The sequence below is a fragment of the Primorskyibacter flagellatus genome (assembly GCF_048268605.1).
In the GTDB taxonomy this organism is placed as follows: domain Bacteria; phylum Pseudomonadota; class Alphaproteobacteria; order Rhodobacterales; family Rhodobacteraceae; genus Primorskyibacter; species Primorskyibacter flagellatus.
The window spans coordinates 486014-507563 of record NZ_JBLWVF010000001.1; the positions used below are offsets into that span (position 1 = coordinate 486014).

Consider the following 21550-nt stretch of genomic DNA (forward strand, 5'->3'; position numbering starts at 1 on the left):
CTAACTCTCCGTTTCAGCGGGCGTGACAAATCCCACGACATTGCCTTGACCATCCTCGACATAGGCCGCGCGGCCGACGCCGGGATAATCGGTCGGGGGCAACGCTTCGGCGCCGCCATGTTCAAGCGCCCAGGCGTAGCGTTCATCGACATCCGCCACCTCGAAGGTCAAGGTGCAGCCGCGAATGGGGCCGTTTGGTGCCGGTGTGGCATCCATCCGCTTCATCAAGCCGCCGGTCAGGCTGTCACCCAGATCCTTGCCGTCTATCAGGTGGTAATCGACCTCCTCGCCACCCGGCATGGGGGTGAATTCCCAGCCGAAAAGGCCGGTATAGAAGGCGCGGGCGCGGGCAGGATCCTCGGCGTGGATCTCGAAATGTGGCATCAGTCGGCCTCCGCGTATATATCTGTCCAAAGCTCTTCAAGCGCGGGTTCGGGGCTATCCTTGGCGAATTCCGCGCTGGCATTGACCACCGCCTTGATCTCTTTGTCGATCGCCTTGAGATCGTCTTCGGTGGCGTGTTTGCCTTCAAGCAGCATGATGCGGACATGTTCGATCGGGTCGCGTTCCTCGCGCATTTTCTGCACCTCCTCGCGGGTGCGATATTTGGCGGGGTCGGACATCGAATGGCCACGGTAGCGATAGGTTTTGATTTCCAGGATATAGGGACCCTTGCCCGCGCGACAGTGACCGACTGCGGTTTCGCCAGCCGCCTTGACGGCCAGAACATCCATGCCGTCCACCACCTCGCCGGGGATGCCGAACGCTTCGCCTCGTGTGTGAAGATCCGGCGTGGAGGTAGAGCGTTGCTGCGCGGTGCCCATGGCGTATTGGTTGTTTTCAATGACAAAAACCACCGGAAGCTTCCAAAGCGCCGCCATGTTGAATGTCTCGTAGACCTGCCCCTGATTGGCGGCACCGTCACCGAAATAGGTAAAGGTCACGCGGCCGTTGTCGCGGTACTTGTCCGCAAAGGCGAGGCCTGCGCCAATCGGCACCTGCGCCCCGACAATTCCGTGACCGCCGTAGAAATGTTTCTCTTTGGAGAACATATGCATCGAGCCGCCCTTGCCCTTGGAGTACCCTCCTTCGCGGCCGGTCAATTCCGCCATGACGCCATTGGGATCCATGCCGCAGGCCAGCATGTGGCCGTGGTCGCGATAAGAGGTGATGCGCTTGTCGCCGTCTTCTGCCGCGGCCTCCAGCCCGACGACGACAGCTTCTTGGCCGATATAAAGGTGACAGAAGCCGCCGATCAGGCCCATTCCGTAAAGCTGACCGGCTTTTTCCTCGAATCTGCGGATCAAAAGCATGTCGCGGTAATAGCGCGTCAACTCTTCGGCAGAGACGTTGGGCTTGGTCGCGGATTTCCGGGCTGCCATCTGTGAGGCCCTCCATTGGCTGGATAGTTTAGCCTTGAACTTGTGATCAGCGTAGAAGGGGAAGGCTTGCCTGGCAAGTCCGGTCCGACGCAAAAGACACCTGCGTGAAAGCGTGCATCACACGCCTGCTTTGGGCGGGCTGAGAGTTAGCGGACCACGATCTCGTCGGCGCGGATCAGGCCCAGCACATCGCGGGCCTGTTCGTCGAGCAGATCCAGATCCAGATAGTCGTCGGACAGGCGGCGCGACAGGTTTTGCATGCGCGTCACCTCGGCATCCAACTGGGCCAACTCCTCGGCGAGGTGTTGCGCCTCGATCCTGATCTCGGCGCGTCTGAACAGGCCGAAATCGCCTTGGACTGCGGCAAAGGTGAAGTAGATGCCAAGACTGAAGGCCACGGCGAAAAATATCACGACGCCGAAGGCGGGCCGGTTTCGAAGGATGCTCATAATTCTGCCTCACTGCGCCTCTCGGGGCGCTTTCAGAAACTATGGCACAGACGAATCACGCTGGGAATCATTCCGGAAAAGGAGAATTTCGAAAAAAAATCCCCGTGATCCTTGAGCAACAATCAGGGGTGGCCCTGCGCAGACCGGTTTTGTCCGAAATGGCGCGCAGGGCCAAAAGTTCAGTCGCGACCTTTGTAGATGTCGACCAGTTTGCCAAGCATGTCCAAGGCATCCTCACGCGAACGCTGGAAGCTGTTGCGCCCGATGATCGACCCGTTGCCGCCGCCGTCACGGATGGCGCGCGCGTCGTCATAAACACTGTCGGCCCCTTTCTTGGCCCCGCCCGAGAACACCATGATCCGGCGGCCCGCAAAGGCCGAATCGACACAGTGGCGCACGCGCGCGGCCTGGCTGGCGATGTCGATGCCTTCGGATTCGTAGACTTTCTTGGCCTCGGGCAGGGACAGGTGATCGGTTGAAAGCTTGATCTTGATGATATGTGCGCCCAGCAGGGCCGCAATCTGGGCGGCATAGGCGGCGATGTCGATGGCGGTTTCGCCGTCCTTGTCCAGCATCTCACCGCGCGGATAGGACCAGATCACGGTGGCCACGCCCTTGGCGGCGGCTTCGCGGCGCATCTCTGCGATTTCCTCGAACATGCCAAGACCAGCGGAGGAACCGGGATAGATGGTAAAGCCGATACAGCCGGCGCCGATACGCAGCGCGTCATCGACGCTTGCGGTGATAGCTTGCGTCTTGGGCTGCTCGGACGGCATCAGGGAATTGGCGCTGTTGACCTTGAGGATCGTCGGGATCTGGCCTGCAAATGTGTCGGCCCCCGCTTCGAGCATCCCCAGCGGCGCGGCATAGGCGTTCATCCCGGCCTCGATCGCCAGCTTGTAATGATAATGCGGGTCGTAGGCCGGGGCGTTGGGGGCAAAGCTGCGTGCGGGGCCGTGTTCGAAGCCCTGATCGACGGGCAGGATGATCATCTTGCCAGTGCCGCCCAGTTTGCCTGTCATCAGCATCCGGTTCAGGTTGGCCTTCACGCCGGGCGTTTCGCCTTCGTAATTGGACAGAATTTTTTGAACGGTACGGGTGGATTTCATGGCTTGAACGCCCTTTCGCAGCAGCGGTTGACTTTATGTGTTCCGAATATGGGCAGGACATATCGCTTGCAACGCTGTTGGCGCTAACAGTGACAGTGTTTGCGCCAACAGCGTGAACTCATGGCGGTTCAACGCCGGGTTTGTGCCCTTGAAACGGGAAAAGGCCGGGCTGCCCCGACCTTTTGCGCCATGCGCAAAAGGGTTGCGCACTGCCGGTCAGCCAAGCGCCGCGACGCCCGGCAATGTCTTGCCTTCCATCCATTCCAGAAAAGCACCGCCTGCGGTGGAGATATAGGTGAAGTCATCCGCAGCGCCGGCCTTGTTCAGCGCCGCCACAGTGTCGCCGCCGCCCGCAACAGAGATCAATGCGCCATCCCGGCTAAGCTGCGCGGCCTTGGCGGCGGCGGCGTTGGTGGCGGCATCGAATGGCTCGATCTCGAACGCGCCAAGCGGGCCGTTCCAGATCAGCGTCTTTGCACCTTCGAAAACCTGGGCAATGCGCGACACCGTGTCGGGGCCGGCATCAAGGATCATCGCGTCGGCGGGGCAATCGGTGGCTGGCACGGTTTCATGCGCAGCACCGGCCTTGAATTCACGCGCCACCACCACGTCCGACGGCAGGATGATCTCGCAGCCCGCCGCTTTGGCCTTGGCGACGATTTCCAGCGCGGTGTCTGCCATTTCGTGTTCGCACAGCGACTTGCCCACATCCACGCCCTGTGCGGCGAGGAACGTGTTGGCCATGCCGCCGCCGATCACCAGATAGTCGACGCGTGCCACCAGATTGCCCAGAAGGTCGAGCTTTGTTGACACTTTCGCCCCGCCAACGACCGCGACCACCGGGCGCTTCGGTTCGCCCAAAGCGGCCTCCAGCGCACTGAGTTCCGCCTGCATCAGACGACCGGCACATGAGGGCAGCAACCGCGCCAAGCCTTCGGTCGAGGCATGGGCACGGTGGGCGGCGGAAAACGCATCGTTACAGTAAATATCGCCCAGTTGGGCCATGTCGGCGGCCAGTTCCGCGTCGTTTTTCTCTTCGCCCGGATGATACCGCGTGTTTTCGCACAGTAGGACCTGACCGGGTTGCAGCGCTGTCACCGAAGCCTCGGCCGCAGGTCCCACGCAATCGGCAACAAAGACCACATCCGCGCCAAACGCCTGTTCCAACGCGGGCACCAGCGGTTGCAGGCTCATTTCCGGCACGCGCTTGCCTTTGGGCCGCCCGAAATGTGCGAGCAAGACCGGTTTGCCACCCGCATCCAGAATGTCGCGCACGGTGGGGGCAATTCGCTGGATGCGGGTGGCGTCGGTGACGCGGCCATCCTCGACCGGTACGTTGATATCGACACGCACCAGCACACGTTTGCCGCTAATGTCCATCTGATCGAGCGTTTTCCAGGCCATGGGGCGTTCCTTTTCTGCCTTTTGTTGCGGTTGTTCTGACCAACCCGGACAGCCAGGTCAATGCGCACGCTTGGCAATTGGCCATTGCAAGCTTAGGTATCACGCCAAACGCAGCGAAGGAGCCGGACAATGGCAGAGATAAAAGACCCCGAAAACACCATCCTGATCGAATTGAAGGGTGGCACCGTCACAATCGAACTGTTGCCCGATGTGGCCCCGAAACATGCAGAGCGCATGAAGGAACTGGCCCGCGCCGGTGCCTATGACAACGTTGCTTTCCACCGTGTCATCGACGGCTTCATGGCGCAGACCGGCGATGTCGAGCATGCCAACATGGAAAAAGACTACAATCCGGGCCGTGCCGGCACAGGTGGTTCGGACCTGCCGGACCTGCCTGCCGAATTCTCCAAGCTGCCGCATGACCGGGGCACTTTGGGCGCGGCGCGCAGCCAGAACCCGAACTCGGCCAATTCGCAATTCTTCATCAACTTCAAGGATAACAGCTTTCTGAACGGTCAATACACCGTTTATGGCCGTGTGATCAGCGGTATGGAGCATGTTGATGATATTGCAAAGGGTGAGCCGCCGGCAAACCCGGACCGGATGATCTCTGTCAAGGTGGCCGCAGATGCGTAAGCTTGCACTGGCGCTGATGCTGGCAGGTTCGCCAGCTTTGGCCACCGAAATGACAATCGAGGTTGCGGGCGGCACCAGCGGCACCATCACCGTCGACCTGTTCGAGGATGTGGCCCCGAAACATGTCGACCGGATCGCCACGCTGGCAGAGCAGGGTGCCTATGACGGCATCGTGTTCCACCGCGTGATTGACGGCTTCATGGCGCAGACCGGCGACGTGGAATTCGGCAAGCTTGGTGGCGATATGGGAATGGCGGGGCGCGGCGGGTCTGACCTGCCGGATCTGCCCGCCGAATTTTCTGACCGTCCGTTCGAACGCGGCGTTGTCGGCATGGCGCGGTCGCAATCGCCTAACAGTGCGAATTCGCAATTCTTCATCATGTTCGCGCCGGGCGATTTTCTGAACGGCCAGTACACGGTTGTCGGCAAAGTCACCGATGGCATGGATGTGGTTGATGCGATCAAGCGCGGTGAGGGTCCGAACGGTGCCGTGATCGGAGAGCCTGACCGTATGGCAAAGGTCACTGTGTCGCGGTGACACGCTCGGCGCATGCCTGACGCAAATGTGGATGAAAGGCCGCGCCGGGGTGAACCGGGCGCGGCTTTTTGCTGTGCGTAACGTTGGAAACAGGGGCGGTCAGGTTGGCCCGTACCAGCATCACGCGGCCATCCGTTTGGGCAAGCGGCGCGCAAACGGCGCAAGCCCCGGCAGGTGGAGCCATGTGCCGCCCAGATGCTTGGCGTTGGCACCTGTCCCCAACTTGAACCGCGCAATCCCCGGCGCATCCTGCGTGTTGACTGTCCCAAGGTCCAGAAGATCGTGGCCGTTCTTTGCCAACCAGGTCATCGCCCGCCACATCAGCAGATTGTGGGCATTGCATTTTCGTCCCTCGGGCAGCGTGTGCCCGATGTGATAGGTTGCCATGCGTCCATGCCGCAGAATCAGAACCGCCGCGACAGGTTCATTCTTCTGGCAGGCCGTGAACACGCGGGCGCTGCGGGGATTGGAGCGGGCAAAGGCAGTGGTGAAGGCGGGCGGCAGGCCGGAATAGCCGCGTCGGCGCTGTTGCATCTTATCTGCCGCCAGAAGCCAATGCGAAGGGTCGCCGTCAAAATTCTGGCTGCGAACGCTCAGCGGGCCGTTCTCGGCGCGTACCAATCGGTTGCGCCATTTTTGCGTCAGACGGCTGCGCATCTCGTCGGGGGTCGACAAGGCAAGCATCGCAACGGTGGCCCCGGTCATCAATGGCCAGAAACCATCGTTCCGCAGCGCATCGAATGCCATTCTGTCGGCATTGAAAAGCAAAGGCCCGGCCCGGTTGTTGGACCGCCACTGCGCCAACCAGTCGAGCGCAGCGTCTGCATGCGCGTTCTTCCAGACCGGACCGCGCGTCACCATGCGGACGTCGCCAAACAGGCGCAGCCGCCGCGTTTGGGTCAAGCACCACCCGATTGGCGCACCGTCTTTGCGGATTGCCAGACTTTCGGCGCGCAGGCCAAGCAGATCCAGCGCGCGGGCATAATGCGGGGATTGCTGCAAGGGCAGAGCCAGGCTGGCGGGAAAATCAGTCTCCATGGCTCCAGTTAAGACGCTGGAAACCTAATTCGGCGTTAATCGCGCCATGACGATTCAAACCGTTCGCGGCATCAAAGCCCCGCGCCCCAGGCCGACGCTTGCCGCAGCTTTCCTTGTCGCGGTGGTTCTGTCGCTACCTGCCGCGATCGTCGCGATTGTGGAGTATATGGTGTAGTGCTGAAGATTATTGCGATCTATCCAATGGCGGACTGCGCGCAGTTTACCCGCGCGCAGTGGCAAGGCCTTGTCGCGCTCAATCCGCGATACGGATCAAGGCGTGCCGTTTCTTGCCTGCCGACAGTTTCACCGGAGAGGACAGAGCGGCCGCATCCAGCATCAGACCGGCATCAGATAGCGGAGCGTCGTCAATCCGAGCACCGTTCTCGGCGATCAGGCGTTTGGCCTCTTTGCCGGAATTTGCAAGACCCGCCCGGACGATCAGTTGCACGATGGAAATACCTTCTCCGATTTCCTCGGCCGACAGCGCCAGCGTTGGCAGATCATCGCCCACGCCGCCCTTTTCAAAAACTTCGCGCGCGGTATCCGCTGCCGCAGCGGCGGCCTGGGTTCCGTGGCACATTGTCGTGACGGCATTGGCGAGCACAATCTTGGCCTCGTTTATTTCGGACCCTGCCAATGCGCCAAGCCGTTCACATTCGTCCAGCGGCATTTCTGTATAGAGTTTGAGGAACCGGCCCACATCGGCATCGGTGGTGTTGCGCCAGAATTGCCAGAACTCATAGGGCGCCAGCATATCGGCATTCAGCCACATGGCACCGCCCGCCGACTTGCCCATCTTCTTGCCATCCGAGGTGGTCAACAAAGGCGAGGTCAGCCCGTAGATCTCGTGGTCCAGCACCCGGCGCGTCAGGTCGATGCCGTTGACGATATTGCCCCATTGATCGCTGCCGCCCATCTGCAACAGGCAACCGTAGCGCCGGTTCAGCTCAAGATAATCATAGGCTTGCAGGATCATGTAGTTGAATTCGAGGAAGGACAGCGATTGCTCGCGGTCCAGCCGCGATTTTACAGACTCAAACGACAGCATCCGGTTGACGCTGAAATGCCGCCCGATGTCGCGCAGGAAATCGAGGTAGTTCAACCCGTCCAGCCATTCGGCATTGTTGAGCATCAAGGCATCGGTCGGGCCCTGGCCATAGGTCAGGTATTTGGAGAACACCTGTTTCATCCCGGCGATATTGTCGTCGATCTGCGCAGGCGTCAGCAGGGGACGTTCATCGGCGCGAAAAGACGGATCTCCCACCTTGGTGGTGCCGCCGCCCATCAGGGTGATCGGCTTGTGGCCGGTCTTTTGCAGCCAGCGCAACATCATGATGTTGAGAAGATGACCCACATGCAGCGATTTCGCCGTGGCGTCATAGCCGATATAGGTCGGCACCACGCCCGCATTCAGCGCCTCGTCCAGCCCCTGATAATCGGTGCAATCGGCCAGAAAGCCGCGCTTCATCATGACATTCATGAAGTCCGATTTGGGGTGGTAGGTCATGGTTTGTCCATTCATTGGCCAGAGTATTCGGTGGCTTCGTTTAGCCTACCGTCGGGCCGGGCTTCAAGGCGCAAAGAACAACCCGGACCGAACCCGGGTTTTGATGTCGCGTTTCTCAAAATGTGCTGCCGGGTCAGGCAGTCCTTTTTTGCGCCTGTGGTGCAGATAAGCCATGAACCCGGAGCAGTCAGCAGCGGCAGGCACCGCAAGGGCAAGACGCCTTCAAAGTCTGCGCTAATATGCTAACCAGCGAGCGATTGTTCGGCGTGTCGCGGGTTCTAAGCTCATGGCCGTTTGTCGGGATTTGCCCAGAAAGTCCTCGCCTTTCGCAGCGAGGAATGTCTTCAGGACGTCATATCCAATACTTGAAAAATTATCGACGCCATTCAGCAGACACGCGTTCTTTGCCAATGAAAAGGACGGGGCTATAGCGTGTGCCGAAATGTCAGCCAACGGCTTTTCGTAGCAGAATTTTATCGAAATATTTGGTATGATGTTACGAAACATTTTGTTTTCATTGCGTATGCGCAGTGGTTCCATCGCATCCGTCGGGTGTGCTCTTTATCCCGGTGGCATATGCCGGCTGCACAAAAGACGAAACATCAGGCGCTGCTCGACTCAGATGCGCACAGCCATGTACCTTTGGCGAATTTCCGGTGCATGCATTGAACAGCAGCGTGTTTCGCCCCAAAAGGGTTTCAAACGGGGCGGTTTGGGATGGCGACAATGGATACGAACGGCAGCGTTCTGGCGCTGGGATCAATGTCCGGCACCTCTTTGGACGGGGTGGATGCTGCGATGCTGCGCACTGATGGCGTAAAGATCGAAGCCTTTGGTGACACCAAATATCGGCGGTATTCCGGCGGCGAACAGGCCACGCTTCGGGCGGCGCTGGGGCGCTGGCCCGACGAGGACCTTGGGCAGGCTCCGGATGTTTCCCTGTCGGCGCATGTTGAATTGTTGTTAACGTTTCAGGGGGCCGAACTTGTGGGATTTCACGGTCAGACGCTGGCGCATGATCCGCAGGGGCGGGGCACCCATCAGATGGGGGACGGCGCGGCATTGGCGCAGGCCTTGGGCGTCCCGGTGGTCTGGGATTTTCGCAGCGACGACGTGGCGAAAGGCGGCGAAGGCGCGCCGCTGGCACCGTTCTTTCATTTCGCTTGCGCGGCGTGGATCGGGGCCACAGTTCCCTTGTGTTTTCTCAACCTTGGGGGGGTCGGCAACCTGACATGGATAGACCCCAACAAACCTGCGCCGGAGGTCGATGGCGCGTTGCTGGCTTTCGATACGGGGCCCGCCAATGCGCCGATCAACGACTTGATGATGCAGCGCCGCGGGCTGGAGTGTGACCGCGACGGCGCGCTGGCCGCGTGCGGAACGGTTCTGGACAGTGCGGTGACGAAGTTTCTGGACCATCCTTTTTTCCGCCGCAGCCCACCTAAATCACTGGACCGGGATGACTTTGCGACAGCGCTGGACCTTGTGCGAGGGCTGTCTGACGCCGATGCGGCCGCGACATTGACCGCGATGACGGCCGCGTCGGTGAAGCGCGGAATGGCGCAATGTCCAATTCCGCCGGACCGCGTGTTGGTGACGGGCGGTGGGCGGCGCAATCCCGTGATGATGCGGATGCTTCAGGATGCGCTGTCATGCCCGGTAATCGCTGTCGAAACCGTCGGGCTTGACGGCGATATGCTGGAGGCACAGGCCTTTGCGCACCTCGCGGTGCGGGTGGCGCGCGGCTTGCCCACCTCTGCGCCGTCCACAACGGGCGTGCGCGTGCCGGTAAGCGGCGGAGTGATCAGCACGCCCTGACCGTTTCCCGAAGCGGTTCCTTAGATCCGTCGTTTGGTGGCCGCGAGTTTGCCGGATAGCCGGGGCGGCGCTTCGACAATGACTGAACCTGCTACAATCGTAGAATCGGCACAAAGAAGCGATTACCGTAAAATTCAGCACCAGACGGATCGCGACCAGCGAGAAAAATCCACGAATTCATTCGTCTGCACGGCCAGTTTCCTCATTATGCTGGTAAACTGTTGAGACAGATCAAACCCGTGTTAGACTCTTGAAGAAAGATGCGATAGCTAATCCTCGTTAGCGCTAACGCAGTGATGCGCAAAAGCGTATTGCGTCCAGAAAATCGGAGTCCGAGACCAGATGGTATCCCGCGTCATTCCTGTCGACCCGTTCGATCTTGTTATTTTCGGCGGCACGGGCGACCTTGCCCGCCGCAAGATTCTTCCCGGTCTGTTTCGGCGCTTTTGTGCCGGGCAGATGCCCGAAGAGGCCCGCATCATCGGCGCTGCACGGTCCGATATGGATGATGCGGCTTATCGCAAATTGATTGCCGACGCGATCAAGGAGTTCGGCAACGGTTTCACCTTCGAAGCCGCCACACTTAACGCGTTTCTTGAGCGGATCGGCTATGTCGCCGTTGATGCGACAGGAACGGATGGCTGGGCGGAGCTGGCTGGCCGGATGCGGGACGGGACAGTTCGGGCGTTCTATTTTTCGGTCGGACCATCGCTGTTCGGCGATCTGGCGGAACGGCTGCACACGCATGGTTTGGCGACCGATCAATCGCGCATCGTCGTCGAAAAACCGTTTGGCCGCGACCTGCAAAGCGCCCGTGCACTGAACGCCACGCTGGCCGAGCATTTCCGCGAGGATCAGATCTACCGGATCGACCACTATCTGGGCAAGGAAACCGTCCAGAACCTGATGGCGGTGCGTTTTGGCAACGTGTTGTTCGAACCGCTGTGGAACGCGCAATATGTCGATCATATTCAGATCACCGTCGCCGAAACCGTCGGTGTCGGCGGGCGCGGCGGGTATTACGACAAATCCGGCGCGATGCGGGACATGGTGCAGAATCACCTGATGCAGCTTCTGTGTCTGATCGCGATGGAGCCGCCATCGAAATTCGAGCCCGACGAGGTGCGCGACGAAAAGCTCAAGGTGATCCGCGCGCTGGAGCCGATCGAGCCGCACCATATCGTGCGCGGGCAATACAGCGCCGGAGGCGATCAGCCCAGCTATCGCGACCATGCCGAAAATCCACGTTCCAATACCGAAAGTTTCATCGCGCTCAGGGCTCATATCTCGAACTGGCGGTGGGCGGGGACGCCGTTTTACCTGCGCACCGGCAAACGGCTCAAGGCGCGCACATCCGAGATTGCCGTGGTGTTCAAGGATGCGCCGCATTCGATTTTTGGCGTCGATGCCGGGCGGCACCGCAATGTGCTGGCGATCCGGTTGCAGCCGAACGAGGGTATGACGCTGGACGTCACCATCAAGGAACCCGGACCGGGCGGCATGCGTCTGATTGACGTGCCGTTGGACATGACCTTTGCCGATGCGCTTGGCGATGAGGCCGAAGAGGTGACGGACGCTTATGAGCGGTTGATCATGGACGTGATCCGCGGCAACCAGACGCTGTTCATGCGTGGCGATGAGGTAGAGGCCGCATGGGCCTGGACCGATCCGCTGATCGAGGGCTGGAAGCAACGCGGTGATGTGCCAAAACCCTATGATCCCGGCACGGCCGGCCCCGACGATTCGATGATGCTGATGCATCGCGACGGACGCCGCTGGAGGGAGTTGAAGACGTGAACCTGATTGAATATGCAGATCGTGAAATGCTGGCCATCGACCTGGCAGACAAGCTGGCATCGGAACTGCGCGCGTCGCTTGACAGCCATGACCGTGTGACGCTTGCGGTGCCGGGCGGCACCTCGCCGGGGCCGGTCTTTGATGCGCTTTGTGGTGTGCGGCTGGATTGGGGTCGTGTCGATGTGATGCTGACCGATGAACGCTGGGTGCCGACAGATCACGAACGATCCAACACGCGGCTTTTACGGCAGCGCTTGTTGACCGACCGCGCGTCCGATGCGCGTCTGGTGCCGCTTTATGCGGATGCGCGCCAGCCCGAGGATGTACTGGCCGAGATCGAACTGGAGATCAAACCGCGCCTGCCGCTGAATGTCGTGTTGCTGGGCATGGGCGCGGATATGCATACCGCGTCGATCTTTCCCGGCGCGGATTTGCTGGCAGAGGCGCTGGCATCCGATGCGCCCGTCTTGTTGCCGATGCGCGCACCCGGCGCGCCAGAACCGCGGATTACCATCACGGCGCATGTGTTGAACGGGGCGCTGGCCAAACACCTGCTGATTTTCGGGTCTGAGAAGCGCGACGCGCTGGAAAAGGCCCGCACCCTTTCGCCGGAAGAGGCGCCGATCGCGGCTGTGCTCGACGGCATGACAGTCCACTGGGCGGAGTAACCTGCGATGACTTGGGATGATCTCAAAGCTGCGGCTGATGCTGTTGACGGTCGGCATATGCTGACCTTGTTCGAGGACGAGACCCGCGCCGAGGCGTTCAACGTTGAGGCGTTGGGGATTCGGTTCGACTATTCCAAAACCAATATTGATGTCGCGGCCCGTACCATGCTGATCGAAATCGCCCGCGAAGCGCGTGTCGAAGCCAAGCGCGACGAGATGTTCAGCGGCGCAGCGATCAACAATACCGAGGGCCGCGCCGTGCTGCATACCGCGCTGCGCAATCTGGATGGCGGTCCGGTCATGGTGGACGGTGTCGATGTGATGCCCGGCGTGCTGGACGGGCTGGACCGGATGCAGAGTTTTGCCGAGGCAGTGCGCAGTGGCGCATTCACCGGGCAGGGCGGCAAGATCACCGATGTGGTCAATATCGGTATCGGCGGATCGGATCTTGGCCCCGCAATGGGCACATTGGCGCTGGCACCCTACCATGACGGGCCGCGCTGCCATTTCGTGTCGAACGTGGACGGCGCGCATATCGCCGATACGCTGCGCGGCCTGGACCCGGCAACGACGCTGGTGATCGTCGCCTCCAAGACCTTTACCACCATCGAGACGATGACCAATGCCCGCACCGCCAAGGCGTGGATGTCCGAGACCGTCAGCGACCCTGCCACGCAGTTTGCCGCCGTGTCCACCTCGCTTGAAAAGACCGGCGATTTCGGCATTGCGTCGAACCGGGTCTTCGGCTTCGAGGATTGGGTCGGCGGGCGTTATTCGATGTGGGGACCGATCGGGCTTGCGCTGATGATTGCGGTCGGCAGTGACGCCTTCCGCGCCTTCCTGCGGGGCGCGCAGTCGATGGATCTGCATTTCAAATCCGCCAGTCTCGAAGAGAACATGCCGGTACTGCTGGCGCTGGTGGGGATCTGGCACAATCAGGGCTGCGGCTATGCCACCCGCGCGGTGCTGCCCTATGACCAACGCCTGTCGCGGCTGCCCGCCTATCTGCAACAGCTGGAGATGGAGAGCAACGGCAAGCGTGTCGCGATGGACGGCTCTACGCTGGATGTCGATTCCGGCCCCGTTGTCTGGGGCGAACCGGGCACCAACGGCCAGCACGCGTTCTATCAGCTGATCCATCAGGGCACGCGGGTTATCCCTTGCGAATTCATGGTCGCTGCCGAAGGGCACGAGCCGGATCTGGCGCATCACCACACTCTGCTGATCGCCAATTGCCTGGCGCAGTCAGAGGCGCTGCTGCGCGGCCGCTCGCTGGATGAGGCGCGCAAGATGATGGCCGACAAGGGCTTCACCGGGGACGAGCTGGAACGTCAGGCCCGCCACCGGGTCTTTCCCGGCAACCGTCCGTCAACGACTCTGGTCTATCCGCAACTGACCCCGGAAGTGCTGGGCCAGATCGTGGCGCTTTATGAACACCGGGTGTTTGTCGAAGGTGTGATCCTCGGCATCAACTCCTTCGACCAATGGGGTGTCGAGCTGGGCAAGGAACTGGCCACTTCGCTGGGTCCGGTCGTGGCCGGCGAGGACAGCGCCGAAGGCAAAGACGGCTCTACCCGCGCATTGGTGGACTACGTTTTGAAGCATCGCGGTTAGGACTGACGCTGCGCCAGCCTGAGACCCGTCAAACGTAACAACGCGACAGGCGCTGACCTGTCGCGTTGATCTATCGTTGAAATCGCTGGCGTGGGGCGGCGGCCGTGGAACTGCGGTGCCGGATCACCCACGGGTTAACCGACGCTTTGCGCGCACCGGCGCTTTGCGGTTCCCGCGCGGCATGTCGCGACAGGCTTAGAACCAGCTTTGCACATTGCGCGCACCGGTAGAGATGTCCTGACCGACGCCATCGACCGTCGCGCAAGCCGTCAGGGCTGCGAGGGACAGAAGCGCCAGAGTGGCCGTGATTTTTGTTCGTGTCATGTCAATTCTCTTCATACCACCAGACATCCGGATTCCAGCCGATCCAGTCGCCATACATCGGGATGTTTTCGGGGAATTTCAACTCCTTCACATGGGCGATGCGGCTGATGTTCCATTGATAGATCGGGATCACATAGCGCCCCGTGGTCAACACGCGGTCCAGCGCCTTGGCTGCGGCCAGAAAGTCCTCGCGGCTTTCCGAGGTCAGCAGCCGGTCGATCATCGCGTCGGCTGCGGCTGATTTCATCCCCATCAGATTGCGCCCGCCCGGTGCGTCCGCCTCTTCGGACCCCCAGTAAAGACGCTGTTCGTTGCCGGGGCTGAGCGACAGGCCACGGCGCATATAGGTCATGTCGAAATCATAGCTGTTGGTGCGCTCGTTATACTGGGCGCTGTCAACAACCGTGATCCGGGGCGTGATCCCAAGACGCTTCAGAGAGCGCGCAAAAATGTCGATGATGGCCTGTTCCTCGCCACCCGCCTGTTGCAGCAGGATGTCGAAGGTGAAGGGCGCGCCATCGGCATTCTTCATCGTCCCGTCCTGCACGGTCCAGCCGGCCTCTGCCAGAAGGTCCATGGCGCGGGCGATGTTGCGGCGGTTGCGTTCGGATCCGTCACCTTCGGGCAGAGTGTAGCCTTCGATCGCGCCGGGCAGCAATTCATCCGCAAAAGGTTGCAGAAACTCCTCTACGCGACCGGTGGCGGGGCCGTGATCCATCGCCAGAACCGAGTTGGAAAAATAGGAGGAGATGCGCGGCTGCTGCGAGCCGGTCATCGTCTCGTTGACATATTCAAAGTTGAACGCATGCAGCATGGCATCGCGGACGCGCCAATCCGCGAAAATCTTGCTGCGGGTGTTCATCACAAACCCGGTGATGCCCGAGGGGCGCTGATGGGGGATGACGGATTTGACCACATCGCCCTGGGTCACGGCGGGAAAATCGTATTGCGTGTCCCATTTTTCGACGTTGAATTCCCGCATCGCCGTCAACTGGCCCGCCTTGAACGCCTCGAACATCACGGACCCGTCGCCGTAGAACTCCATGCGGATTTCATCCAGATTGGCCTGTCCTGCCATGAAGGGCAGGTCGCGGCCCCAATATTCCGGATTGCGGCGCAGGGACACGAAGCGCCCGGCCTCGAAATCGTCAATCACATAAGGCGACGTGGCGATCGGAATCGTTTCCAGACCGGATTCACCGAACACCTTGCCGTCCCATTGCGCCTTTTTCAGGATCGGCCGCATGCCGATCAACAACGCCAACTCGCGGTTCGGTTCGGAAAAGGTAAAGCGCAGGCTGCGGGGGCCGGTCTGTTCCATGCGGGCCACCTGATTCCACGTCCCGTGATAGCGTGGATGACCTTCGGTGCCCAAAGTTTCGTAGGACCACATGACATCCTCGACCGTGACGGGCGCGCCATCGGAAAATGCGGCCTCGGGGCGCAGGGTGAATTCTGCCCATTCGCGATTCGGCCCGACCTCTATCGATTCGGCCAAAAGCCCGTAAAGCGTAAAGGGTTCGTCCCAGCTTCGGCCCATCAGGCTTTCATACGAAAGGTAGCGCAATTGCCACGGCGTCGTCCCCTTGAGGATGTGGGGATTGAGGCTGTCGAAACCGCCGGTTTCGCCGGTGACGATGCGCCCGCCCTTGGGCGCGTTCGGGTTTGCGTAGGGCAGGGACACAAAATCAGGTGGAAGCGCGGGGTCGCCATACATAGCTATGCCATGTTGCGGCTCTGCCACGGTTGATGTCGCGGCGAAGCAAAGGGCAATTGCCAGCCCCTGACGTCGCAGAGATTGGAAAAAATCTGGTCCCATACTGGCAACATTCCTCGACTGCTCTTGTTTTATGGAACCGGACCGTAACGATGGATTCACGCCTTTTCAAACTTTTAGCTTGGATGGCGGCGCAGGATTGCTTATAAAGGGGCCACTGCTCGATAGGTTTCTTGCCTGTATGAAACCTGCCTCAATAACTTAACGCCCGCTTCGTGCGGGCGTTTTTTTTTTGGCAGAGTTTTGACCCCACACTTAAATCGTGCGACGGCAGAGAGGGGGCAGATAATGGACAAGAATACGGTGTTGCAGCCCTATATAACAGCATGACGCGGGCCTGACGGGCAAAGCGGGATAGGTTGCCGGCGAGGGCATTCGCGATGGATGGCCTATATTGCGACCCGACGGCACAGATGCGGGAACGTGCAGCGCTGGCGGCGTGATTCTGTCGCAAAAACGCGGGGCACGAATCGAGCTGCCCAGTGGCGTCGGTCATCATCACGCGCATCTGCGATTCGGCTGGCGTTTTACGAAATGGCCCGGATTGGCACCGATGACGAGGCCGACGTTGCCGCGGCACTGATAGTTTGCTGTCCGAGGTGATTGGCTTCGTCGGCGCGTTGTCGGAGGAGCAAGGTGCAGATCATAGATAATCGAGCTAACCCCCATTTCCGCGCGACAATACGCATATCCTCGCGCAGGTTCTGCGCCAATGCGCGGCGCGGCGAACTGCCAATCGACCAAGTTATCGTGAAAAACCGATTTTCCCCTGTTTCTCGCGACTGTAGGGGCTAGGATGCTGCATGACAGCATAGCGATGCATTCACGCAACGACGGAGACTATCACATGAGCTTGAAGGGCAAGACCGCCATCATCACCGGATCGAATTCAGGCATCGGGTTGGGCGTCGCACATGAACTGGCGCGTGCCGGCGCGGATGTCGTGTTGAACTCTTTCACCGACCGGGCAGAAGATCACAAGCTGGCCGAGGATCTGGCCGCGGAACATGGCGTCAAGGCGCGCTATATTCAGGCGGATATGTCCAAGGGCGATGAGTGCCGCAAGCTGATCGAAACCGCAGGCGTTTGTGACATACTGGTGAATAATGCCGGCATTCAGCATGTCGCGCCGATTGATGAATTCCCGGTCGAAAAATGGGACGCGATCATCGCCATCAACATGAGCTCGGCCTTTCACACCACCGCCGCAGCCCTGCCGCTGATGCGCAAGGCGGGCTGGGGTCGAGTGATCAACATCGCTAGCGCCCACGGGTTGACGGCCTCGCCGTTCAAATCGGCCTATGTGACGGCCAAGCACGGGATTGTCGGGATGACCAAGACCGTGGCGCTGGAAACCGCACGCGAGCAGATCACCTGCAACGCGATCTGTCCGGGCTATGTGCTGACACCGCTGGTCGAAGCGCAGATTCCTGACACCGCCAAGAAATACGACATGAGCGAGGATGAGGTGAAACAGAAGGTGATCCTTGAACGCCAGCCCTCGAAAGAGTTCGCGACCGTCGAACAGATTGGCGGCACCGCGGTGTTTCTATGTTCCTCTGCGGCAGAGCAAATCACCGGCACGACAATCAGCGTGGATGGCGGCTGGACGGCGCTTTGACCGGCGAGAACGGCTTTCGCCGTCAGGATCTGTCCGGCGCTGTTTTTGGCGATGCGACCATGTCGGGCGGCCCAAGTGACGGCATCGGCGTGACCCCCAAGACATACATCCGAACCTCTCTGAAGGGCGTGCAAGGCCTATGGCAAAACCCGTGAAGAAACGGATCAATCTGGCGCTTCAGGGGGGTGGGGCACATGGAGCCTATACTTGGGGTGTACTTGACCGCCTGCTGGAAGAGCCAGATCTGGAAATCGCCGGAATTTCCGGCACATCGGCCGGGGCGCTGAACGGTGCCGCGCTGAAGGCTGGAATGCGGCAGGGTGGGCGTGAGCAGGCGCGCGACAATCTGGACTGGCTCTGGGGACAGATCGGTGCCGTGAAAGACCTGCATGTGCCCGCCTGGATGGGTATGGCGATACCGGAGGCGCGGATGATCTCCGGCGCGCTGGAGTGGTCCTTGCCCTACATGATGGCAGATTCGTTCAGCCGCATGGTGTCGCCATATGTCTGGGGGCCGTTCTATCGCAACCCGCTGGAATTGATCGTCAGTCAGTTTCATTATGATGATGTCTGCGGGCCGGGGGGGCCGGATCTGTTCATCTGCGCCACCAATGTCCGTGATGGAAAGGTGCGCGTCTTTTCGGGCGACAGCATCAATGCAGATGTCGTCATGGCCTCGGCCTGCTTGCCGACCCTTTTTCAGGCCGTCACCCTGCGCGATCCGCGTTCCGGCAAGATGGAGCCGTTCTGGGATGGTGGATATACCGGCAACCCGGCGCTGTTCCCGCTTTTTGCCAAATCGCTTCCCGATGATCTTGTGATCATCAATATCAACCCGATCATCCGCGAAAAACTGCCCACCACGCCGCCGGAGATCCAGAACCGCATCAACGAGATCAGCTTCAACTCGTCACTGCTGCGAGAGTTGCGGGCGATCAATTTTGTGCAGCGTCTGATGACGGATGGATCGGTGACGGAGGGGGCGATGAAGAGCGTCCTGGTCCACATGATCTCGGACGATGCGCTGATGAATGACCTGTCGGTGGCCACCAAGACGATTGCGATCCCGTCTGTTCTGAGCGCGTTGAAAGCGGCGGGCCGGACTGCGGCGGGCACGTTTCTGGAAACACATTGGGATGACCTGAATGTGCGTCAGACAGCCGATCTGAAAGACATGTTCGACTGAGCGATTAGCGCGAACCGTAACAATCGACATGAGCGCGAGAAAGGCCCCCGCTCAGGCGCTGAGGCGGTTCTTTTCTTGCGCCCGCAATTTCGCCTTGGCCAGCTCTGCCGGTGCCTTTTCGTGCGGATAGACCAGCCCCGCCGAAATCACCAGCTTGGCGGCGTCCTCAACGGTCATGTCCAGCTCGACCACATCCTCGCGCGGGAAAAACAGTAGAAAGCCCGAGGTCGGGTTCGGCGTTGTCGGAACAAAGACGCTGAGCAGATCACCGGCCACTTCGGGCCGGGCCGCAACCTCGCCCTTGGCTTGGGTCGAGACAAAACCTATCGCCCAGATGCCCTTGCGCGGATATTGGATCAGGCAAGCTTTCTCAAAGCTGCGGTCACTTTGCGCAAAGACGGTCTCGGCGATCTGTTTCACACCGGAATAGATCGACCGGACGATCGGCACGCCTTCAAGCAGATTTTCGGCAAAGCGCAGGATGGACCGGCCGATCAGGCCTTTGGCGACCCAGCCCACAGTGATTGTGAACAGCAAAAAGATGATGACGCCGACACCGCGCAGGTTGATGCCGATGTATTTTTCCGGCTGGAACGTATAGGGTACCAGCGGCAGCACCACCCCATCGACCCAGCCGATCAACGTCCAGATGAACCAGATCGTCAGGCCCACCGGAGCAATCACCACAAGACCGGTCAGAAAGCTGGAGCGCAGACTGGTAAACAGGCCGGGGCGTCGCGGGTCTTTGTCGAAAGGGCTGGTCATGGATCTATCCGCAGGGGTCGGTCGTCTCAAACTAGGTGGTCAGCGGGGGCGCTACAATGGGCGCGACCGTTTAAGACGGCGCATTCTCCTGTCGTTTGCTCATTTCTTGCGCAATCTTCGCCGCCAGACGGGCATTGTTGAGGACAAGTGCGATATTTGCGTCCAGCGAGCGGCCTTTCGTCAATTCGAAAATGCGTTGCAACAGATAGGGCGTGACCGCCTTGCCGATGATCCCGTGCTGCTTGGCGTCGGCCATGGCTTGCGCGATCACGGGCTGGATTTCAGACCGGGGGATTTCAGCCTCGACCGGGATCGGGTTGGCGATCAGCTGGCCGCCGGGCAGTCCAAGCGCGCGGCGTGCCATATGTGCTGCGGCAATGTCCGCAGGATCGTCGATGCGCAGCGGCGCGCGCAGGCCGGAATTGCGCGACCAGAAGGCCGGAAACGCATCCTGCCCGACGGCTATGACCGGCACGCCGCGGGTTTCCAGCACTTCCAGCGTCTTGGCAAGATCAAGGATGGCCTTTGCGCCCGCACAGACTACGCTGACCGGCGTCAGCGCCAGTTCCGCCAGATCGGCGGAGACATCAAAGCTCATCTCGGCACCCTGATGCACGCCGCCGATGCCGCCGGTGGCGAACACTTCGATCCCGGCCTTCGCGGCACCGATCATCGTGGCGGCGACGGTTGTCGCCCCCGTGCCGCCCTGCGACATGCAAACCGCCATATCAGCCCGGCTCAGCTTGGCCACCCCCTTGGCCTGCGACAGCTGTTCCAGCTGCGGATCGGTCAGCCCGACATGCAGCGTCCCGTTCAGAACCGCGATCGTGGCAGGCTCTGCCCCGTTGTCGCGCAATTCCTTTTCAACCTGGCGTGCGGTTTCAAGGTTCTGCGGATAGGGCATCCCATGGGTGATGATGGTGCTTTCCAGCGCCACAACGGGACGACCTTCGGCCAGTGCCTTTTCGACGGCGGGGGACAGAGTAAGCGAAGCGGTCATAGCGGTGTTTCTCCTGAGACGTAATCGGCGGCCACCTGCAAGGCAGAGGTCAATGCCTCCTGCCTGTCGGTTCCGCGCTGTTCTGCGGCCATATGCGCGGCCATGAAAGTATCGCCCGCACCGGTGACACGGGTCACCAGCACTTCAGCCGGCATCTGTTGGATCACCCCGTCGGGTGAGGCATCCGAGGCGGGGCTGCCGCCATCGGTGACAAGCGCGCGCGCGGCACCGAGTTTCACCAGCGCAGCGGCAGCGGCGGCGCTGTCGTCAAAGCTTTGATGACACAGCAGCCCGGCCTCTTCGAGATTGACATAGAGCATGCCGCGGCGTTGCAGCAGGAAAGAGCGCAAGCGTTCCGCCTTGCCCGGTGAGGCGGGGGCGATGCGCAGGTCGGCGCGGGCAAAGGCCGGGTCCTTGGCGATCTCTTCCAGCAATGTGGTTGTCAGGTTGCCATCCAGCGCGACGGTCCCGGTATATGGCGCGTCGGCGCTGCCCAAGGTGCCGTCACGCAAGGGGGCCAGGATGCGCGCGCCCGCCGCTTCCAGCGAATGCGCGTCTGCAATTGCGGCGATCAGACCATTGGCACCTTCGACCGCCATGTAGACATCTGTCGGCAGATCTTCTGACCGGTAGATATGGTCCATCACCAATCCGCGCGACGTGCAAGCGGCCACCAACTCGTCGCCCTCCGCATCGCGCCCCACAGCTGACAGCAGCACCGGGCGCATCTCGAATTGTGCCAGCGTCATCGCGATATTCAGCGCAACACCGCCGGGCAGCCGCGTAATCCGTCCCGGCACATCCGATCCCTGACGCATGTGGCTGGCGGCGCGGCCGATTACGTCCCATAAGGCGGAACCGATGCAAAGGATGGTATGTGGCGCGTGCGAAGTCATGAATATCTTTTGAACGGTTCA

22 protein-coding genes are annotated in these 21550 nt (G+C 60.5%); 10 read left to right on the plus strand and 12 right to left on the minus strand.

Going from position 1 to position 21550, the window contains the following annotated elements; all coding sequences use genetic code 11:
* The 5 genes from ACN0WV_RS02330 to ACN0WV_RS02350 all read right to left on the minus strand — a co-directional run bounded on the left by ACN0WV_RS02330 (position 1) and on the right by ACN0WV_RS02350 (position 4344).
* Positions 1-384, minus strand: a complete 384-nt coding sequence (locus tag ACN0WV_RS02330) for a VOC family protein (protein WP_084349925.1) — start codon at positions 382-384, stop codon at positions 1-3.
* The gene (gene pdhA / locus ACN0WV_RS02335; RefSeq protein ID WP_084349926.1) at positions 384-1382 is read right to left on the minus strand and encodes a pyruvate dehydrogenase (acetyl-transferring) E1 component subunit alpha; all 999 of its coding nucleotides are present in this window, start codon (positions 1380-1382) and stop codon (positions 384-386) included. Before pdhA ends, ACN0WV_RS02330 begins: the two co-directional genes overlap by 1 nt.
* Before the next feature lie 146 nt (positions 1383-1528).
* Positions 1529-1831 (minus strand): FtsB family cell division protein, encoded by a 303-nt coding sequence (locus tag ACN0WV_RS02340; protein ID WP_084349927.1) that lies wholly within the window; start codon positions 1829-1831, stop codon positions 1529-1531.
* Positions 1832-2010: 179 nt separating this feature from the next.
* Positions 2011-2940, minus strand: coding sequence for a class I fructose-bisphosphate aldolase (locus ACN0WV_RS02345; RefSeq protein ID WP_084349928.1), 930 nt, complete (start codon positions 2938-2940; stop codon positions 2011-2013).
* 216 nt (positions 2941-3156) lie between these two features.
* Positions 3157-4344 carry a phosphoglycerate kinase gene (locus ACN0WV_RS02350; protein ID WP_417603502.1) on the minus strand — a complete coding sequence of 396 codons (1188 nt, stop codon included), beginning with the start codon at positions 4342-4344 and terminating at the stop codon, positions 3157-3159.
* A 129-nt stretch (positions 4345-4473) separates the two neighbouring features.
* On the opposite strand from ACN0WV_RS02350, the gene ACN0WV_RS02355 reads away from it, so the two are divergent.
* Both ACN0WV_RS02355 and ACN0WV_RS02360 read left to right on the plus strand, forming a co-directional pair.
* Complete coding sequence (locus ACN0WV_RS02355) at positions 4474-4980, plus strand: peptidylprolyl isomerase (RefSeq protein WP_084349930.1); 507 nt, start codon at positions 4474-4476, stop codon at positions 4978-4980.
* Positions 4973-5518, plus strand: a complete 546-nt coding sequence (locus tag ACN0WV_RS02360) for a peptidylprolyl isomerase (protein WP_417603504.1) — start codon at positions 4973-4975, stop codon at positions 5516-5518. The genes ACN0WV_RS02355 and ACN0WV_RS02360 overlap by 8 nt, the downstream gene beginning before the upstream one ends.
* Before the next feature lie 120 nt (positions 5519-5638).
* Here ACN0WV_RS02360 and ACN0WV_RS02365 read toward each other — a convergent pair whose 3' ends face one another.
* The gene (locus tag ACN0WV_RS02365) at positions 5639-6556 is read right to left on the minus strand and encodes a GNAT family N-acetyltransferase (protein WP_417603506.1); all 918 of its coding nucleotides are present in this window, start codon (positions 6554-6556) and stop codon (positions 5639-5641) included.
* Positions 6557-6602: 46 nt separating this feature from the next.
* On the opposite strand from ACN0WV_RS02365, the gene ACN0WV_RS02370 reads away from it, so the two are divergent.
* The gene (locus ACN0WV_RS02370; protein WP_417603508.1) at positions 6603-6731 is read left to right on the plus strand and encodes a hypothetical protein; all 129 of its coding nucleotides are present in this window, start codon (positions 6603-6605) and stop codon (positions 6729-6731) included.
* A 78-nt stretch (positions 6732-6809) separates the two neighbouring features.
* Here the strand turns inward: ACN0WV_RS02370 and tyrS are convergent, their stop codons facing one another.
* Positions 6810-8063 (minus strand): tyrosine--tRNA ligase, encoded by a 1254-nt coding sequence (gene tyrS / locus ACN0WV_RS02375; protein WP_417603510.1) that lies wholly within the window; start codon positions 8061-8063, stop codon positions 6810-6812.
* A gap of 726 nt (positions 8064-8789) precedes the next feature.
* Here tyrS and ACN0WV_RS02380 point away from each other — a divergent pair.
* The 4 genes from ACN0WV_RS02380 to pgi all read left to right on the plus strand — a co-directional run bounded on the left by ACN0WV_RS02380 (position 8790) and on the right by pgi (position 13960).
* The gene (locus ACN0WV_RS02380; protein ID WP_417603512.1) at positions 8790-9881 is read left to right on the plus strand and encodes an anhydro-N-acetylmuramic acid kinase; all 1092 of its coding nucleotides are present in this window, start codon (positions 8790-8792) and stop codon (positions 9879-9881) included.
* A gap of 342 nt (positions 9882-10223) precedes the next feature.
* The gene (gene zwf, locus ACN0WV_RS02385) at positions 10224-11678 is read left to right on the plus strand and encodes a glucose-6-phosphate dehydrogenase (protein WP_084349935.1); all 1455 of its coding nucleotides are present in this window, start codon (positions 10224-10226) and stop codon (positions 11676-11678) included.
* On the plus strand, positions 11675-12346 hold the full coding sequence (gene pgl, locus ACN0WV_RS02390) for a 6-phosphogluconolactonase (RefSeq protein WP_417603515.1): 672 nt from the start codon (positions 11675-11677) through the stop codon (positions 12344-12346). The genes zwf and pgl overlap by 4 nt, the downstream gene beginning before the upstream one ends.
* 6 nt (positions 12347-12352) lie before the next feature.
* Complete coding sequence (gene pgi / locus ACN0WV_RS02395; protein WP_417603517.1) at positions 12353-13960, plus strand: glucose-6-phosphate isomerase; 1608 nt, start codon at positions 12353-12355, stop codon at positions 13958-13960.
* Positions 13961-14155: 195 nt separating this feature from the next.
* Here pgi and ACN0WV_RS02400 read toward each other — a convergent pair whose 3' ends face one another.
* Both ACN0WV_RS02400 and ACN0WV_RS02405 read right to left on the minus strand, forming a co-directional pair.
* Positions 14156-14284 (minus strand): entericidin EcnA/B family protein, encoded by a 129-nt coding sequence (locus ACN0WV_RS02400; RefSeq protein ID WP_417603519.1) that lies wholly within the window; start codon positions 14282-14284, stop codon positions 14156-14158.
* Position 14285: 1 nt separating this feature from the next.
* Positions 14286-16103: an extracellular solute-binding protein gene (locus tag ACN0WV_RS02405; RefSeq protein ID WP_417603521.1), complete on the minus strand. Its 1818-nt coding sequence runs from the start codon at positions 16101-16103 to the stop codon at positions 14286-14288.
* A gap of 805 nt (positions 16104-16908) precedes the next feature.
* On the opposite strand from ACN0WV_RS02405, the gene ACN0WV_RS02410 reads away from it, so the two are divergent.
* From ACN0WV_RS02410 to ACN0WV_RS02420, 3 genes are read left to right on the plus strand one after another with little or no spacing between them, the layout of a single operon-like run.
* Positions 16909-17682: a 3-hydroxybutyrate dehydrogenase gene (locus ACN0WV_RS02410; RefSeq protein WP_417603523.1), complete on the plus strand. Its 774-nt coding sequence runs from the start codon at positions 16909-16911 to the stop codon at positions 17680-17682.
* Positions 17679-17837: a hypothetical protein gene (locus ACN0WV_RS02415; protein WP_417603525.1), complete on the plus strand. Its 159-nt coding sequence runs from the start codon at positions 17679-17681 to the stop codon at positions 17835-17837. The genes ACN0WV_RS02410 and ACN0WV_RS02415 overlap by 4 nt, the downstream gene beginning before the upstream one ends.
* Positions 17822-18868 carry a patatin-like phospholipase family protein gene (locus ACN0WV_RS02420; RefSeq protein WP_417603527.1) on the plus strand — a complete coding sequence of 349 codons (1047 nt, stop codon included), beginning with the start codon at positions 17822-17824 and terminating at the stop codon, positions 18866-18868. Before ACN0WV_RS02415 ends, ACN0WV_RS02420 begins: the two co-directional genes overlap by 16 nt.
* A gap of 51 nt (positions 18869-18919) precedes the next feature.
* Here the strand turns inward: ACN0WV_RS02420 and ACN0WV_RS02425 are convergent, their stop codons facing one another.
* The 3 genes from ACN0WV_RS02425 to ACN0WV_RS02435 form a co-directional block, all read right to left on the minus strand.
* Entirely contained in the window at positions 18920-19633 is a 714-nt protein-coding gene (locus ACN0WV_RS02425) for a DUF502 domain-containing protein (RefSeq protein WP_084349941.1), read from the minus strand.
* Between the two features lie 70 nt (positions 19634-19703).
* Positions 19704-20633, minus strand: a complete 930-nt coding sequence (locus ACN0WV_RS02430; protein WP_417603529.1) for a pseudouridine-5'-phosphate glycosidase — start codon at positions 20631-20633, stop codon at positions 19704-19706.
* Positions 20630-21529 (minus strand): PfkB family carbohydrate kinase, encoded by a 900-nt coding sequence (locus ACN0WV_RS02435; RefSeq protein WP_417603531.1) that lies wholly within the window; start codon positions 21527-21529, stop codon positions 20630-20632. Before ACN0WV_RS02435 ends, ACN0WV_RS02430 begins: the two co-directional genes overlap by 4 nt.
* Positions 21530-21550 lie beyond the last annotated feature (21 nt).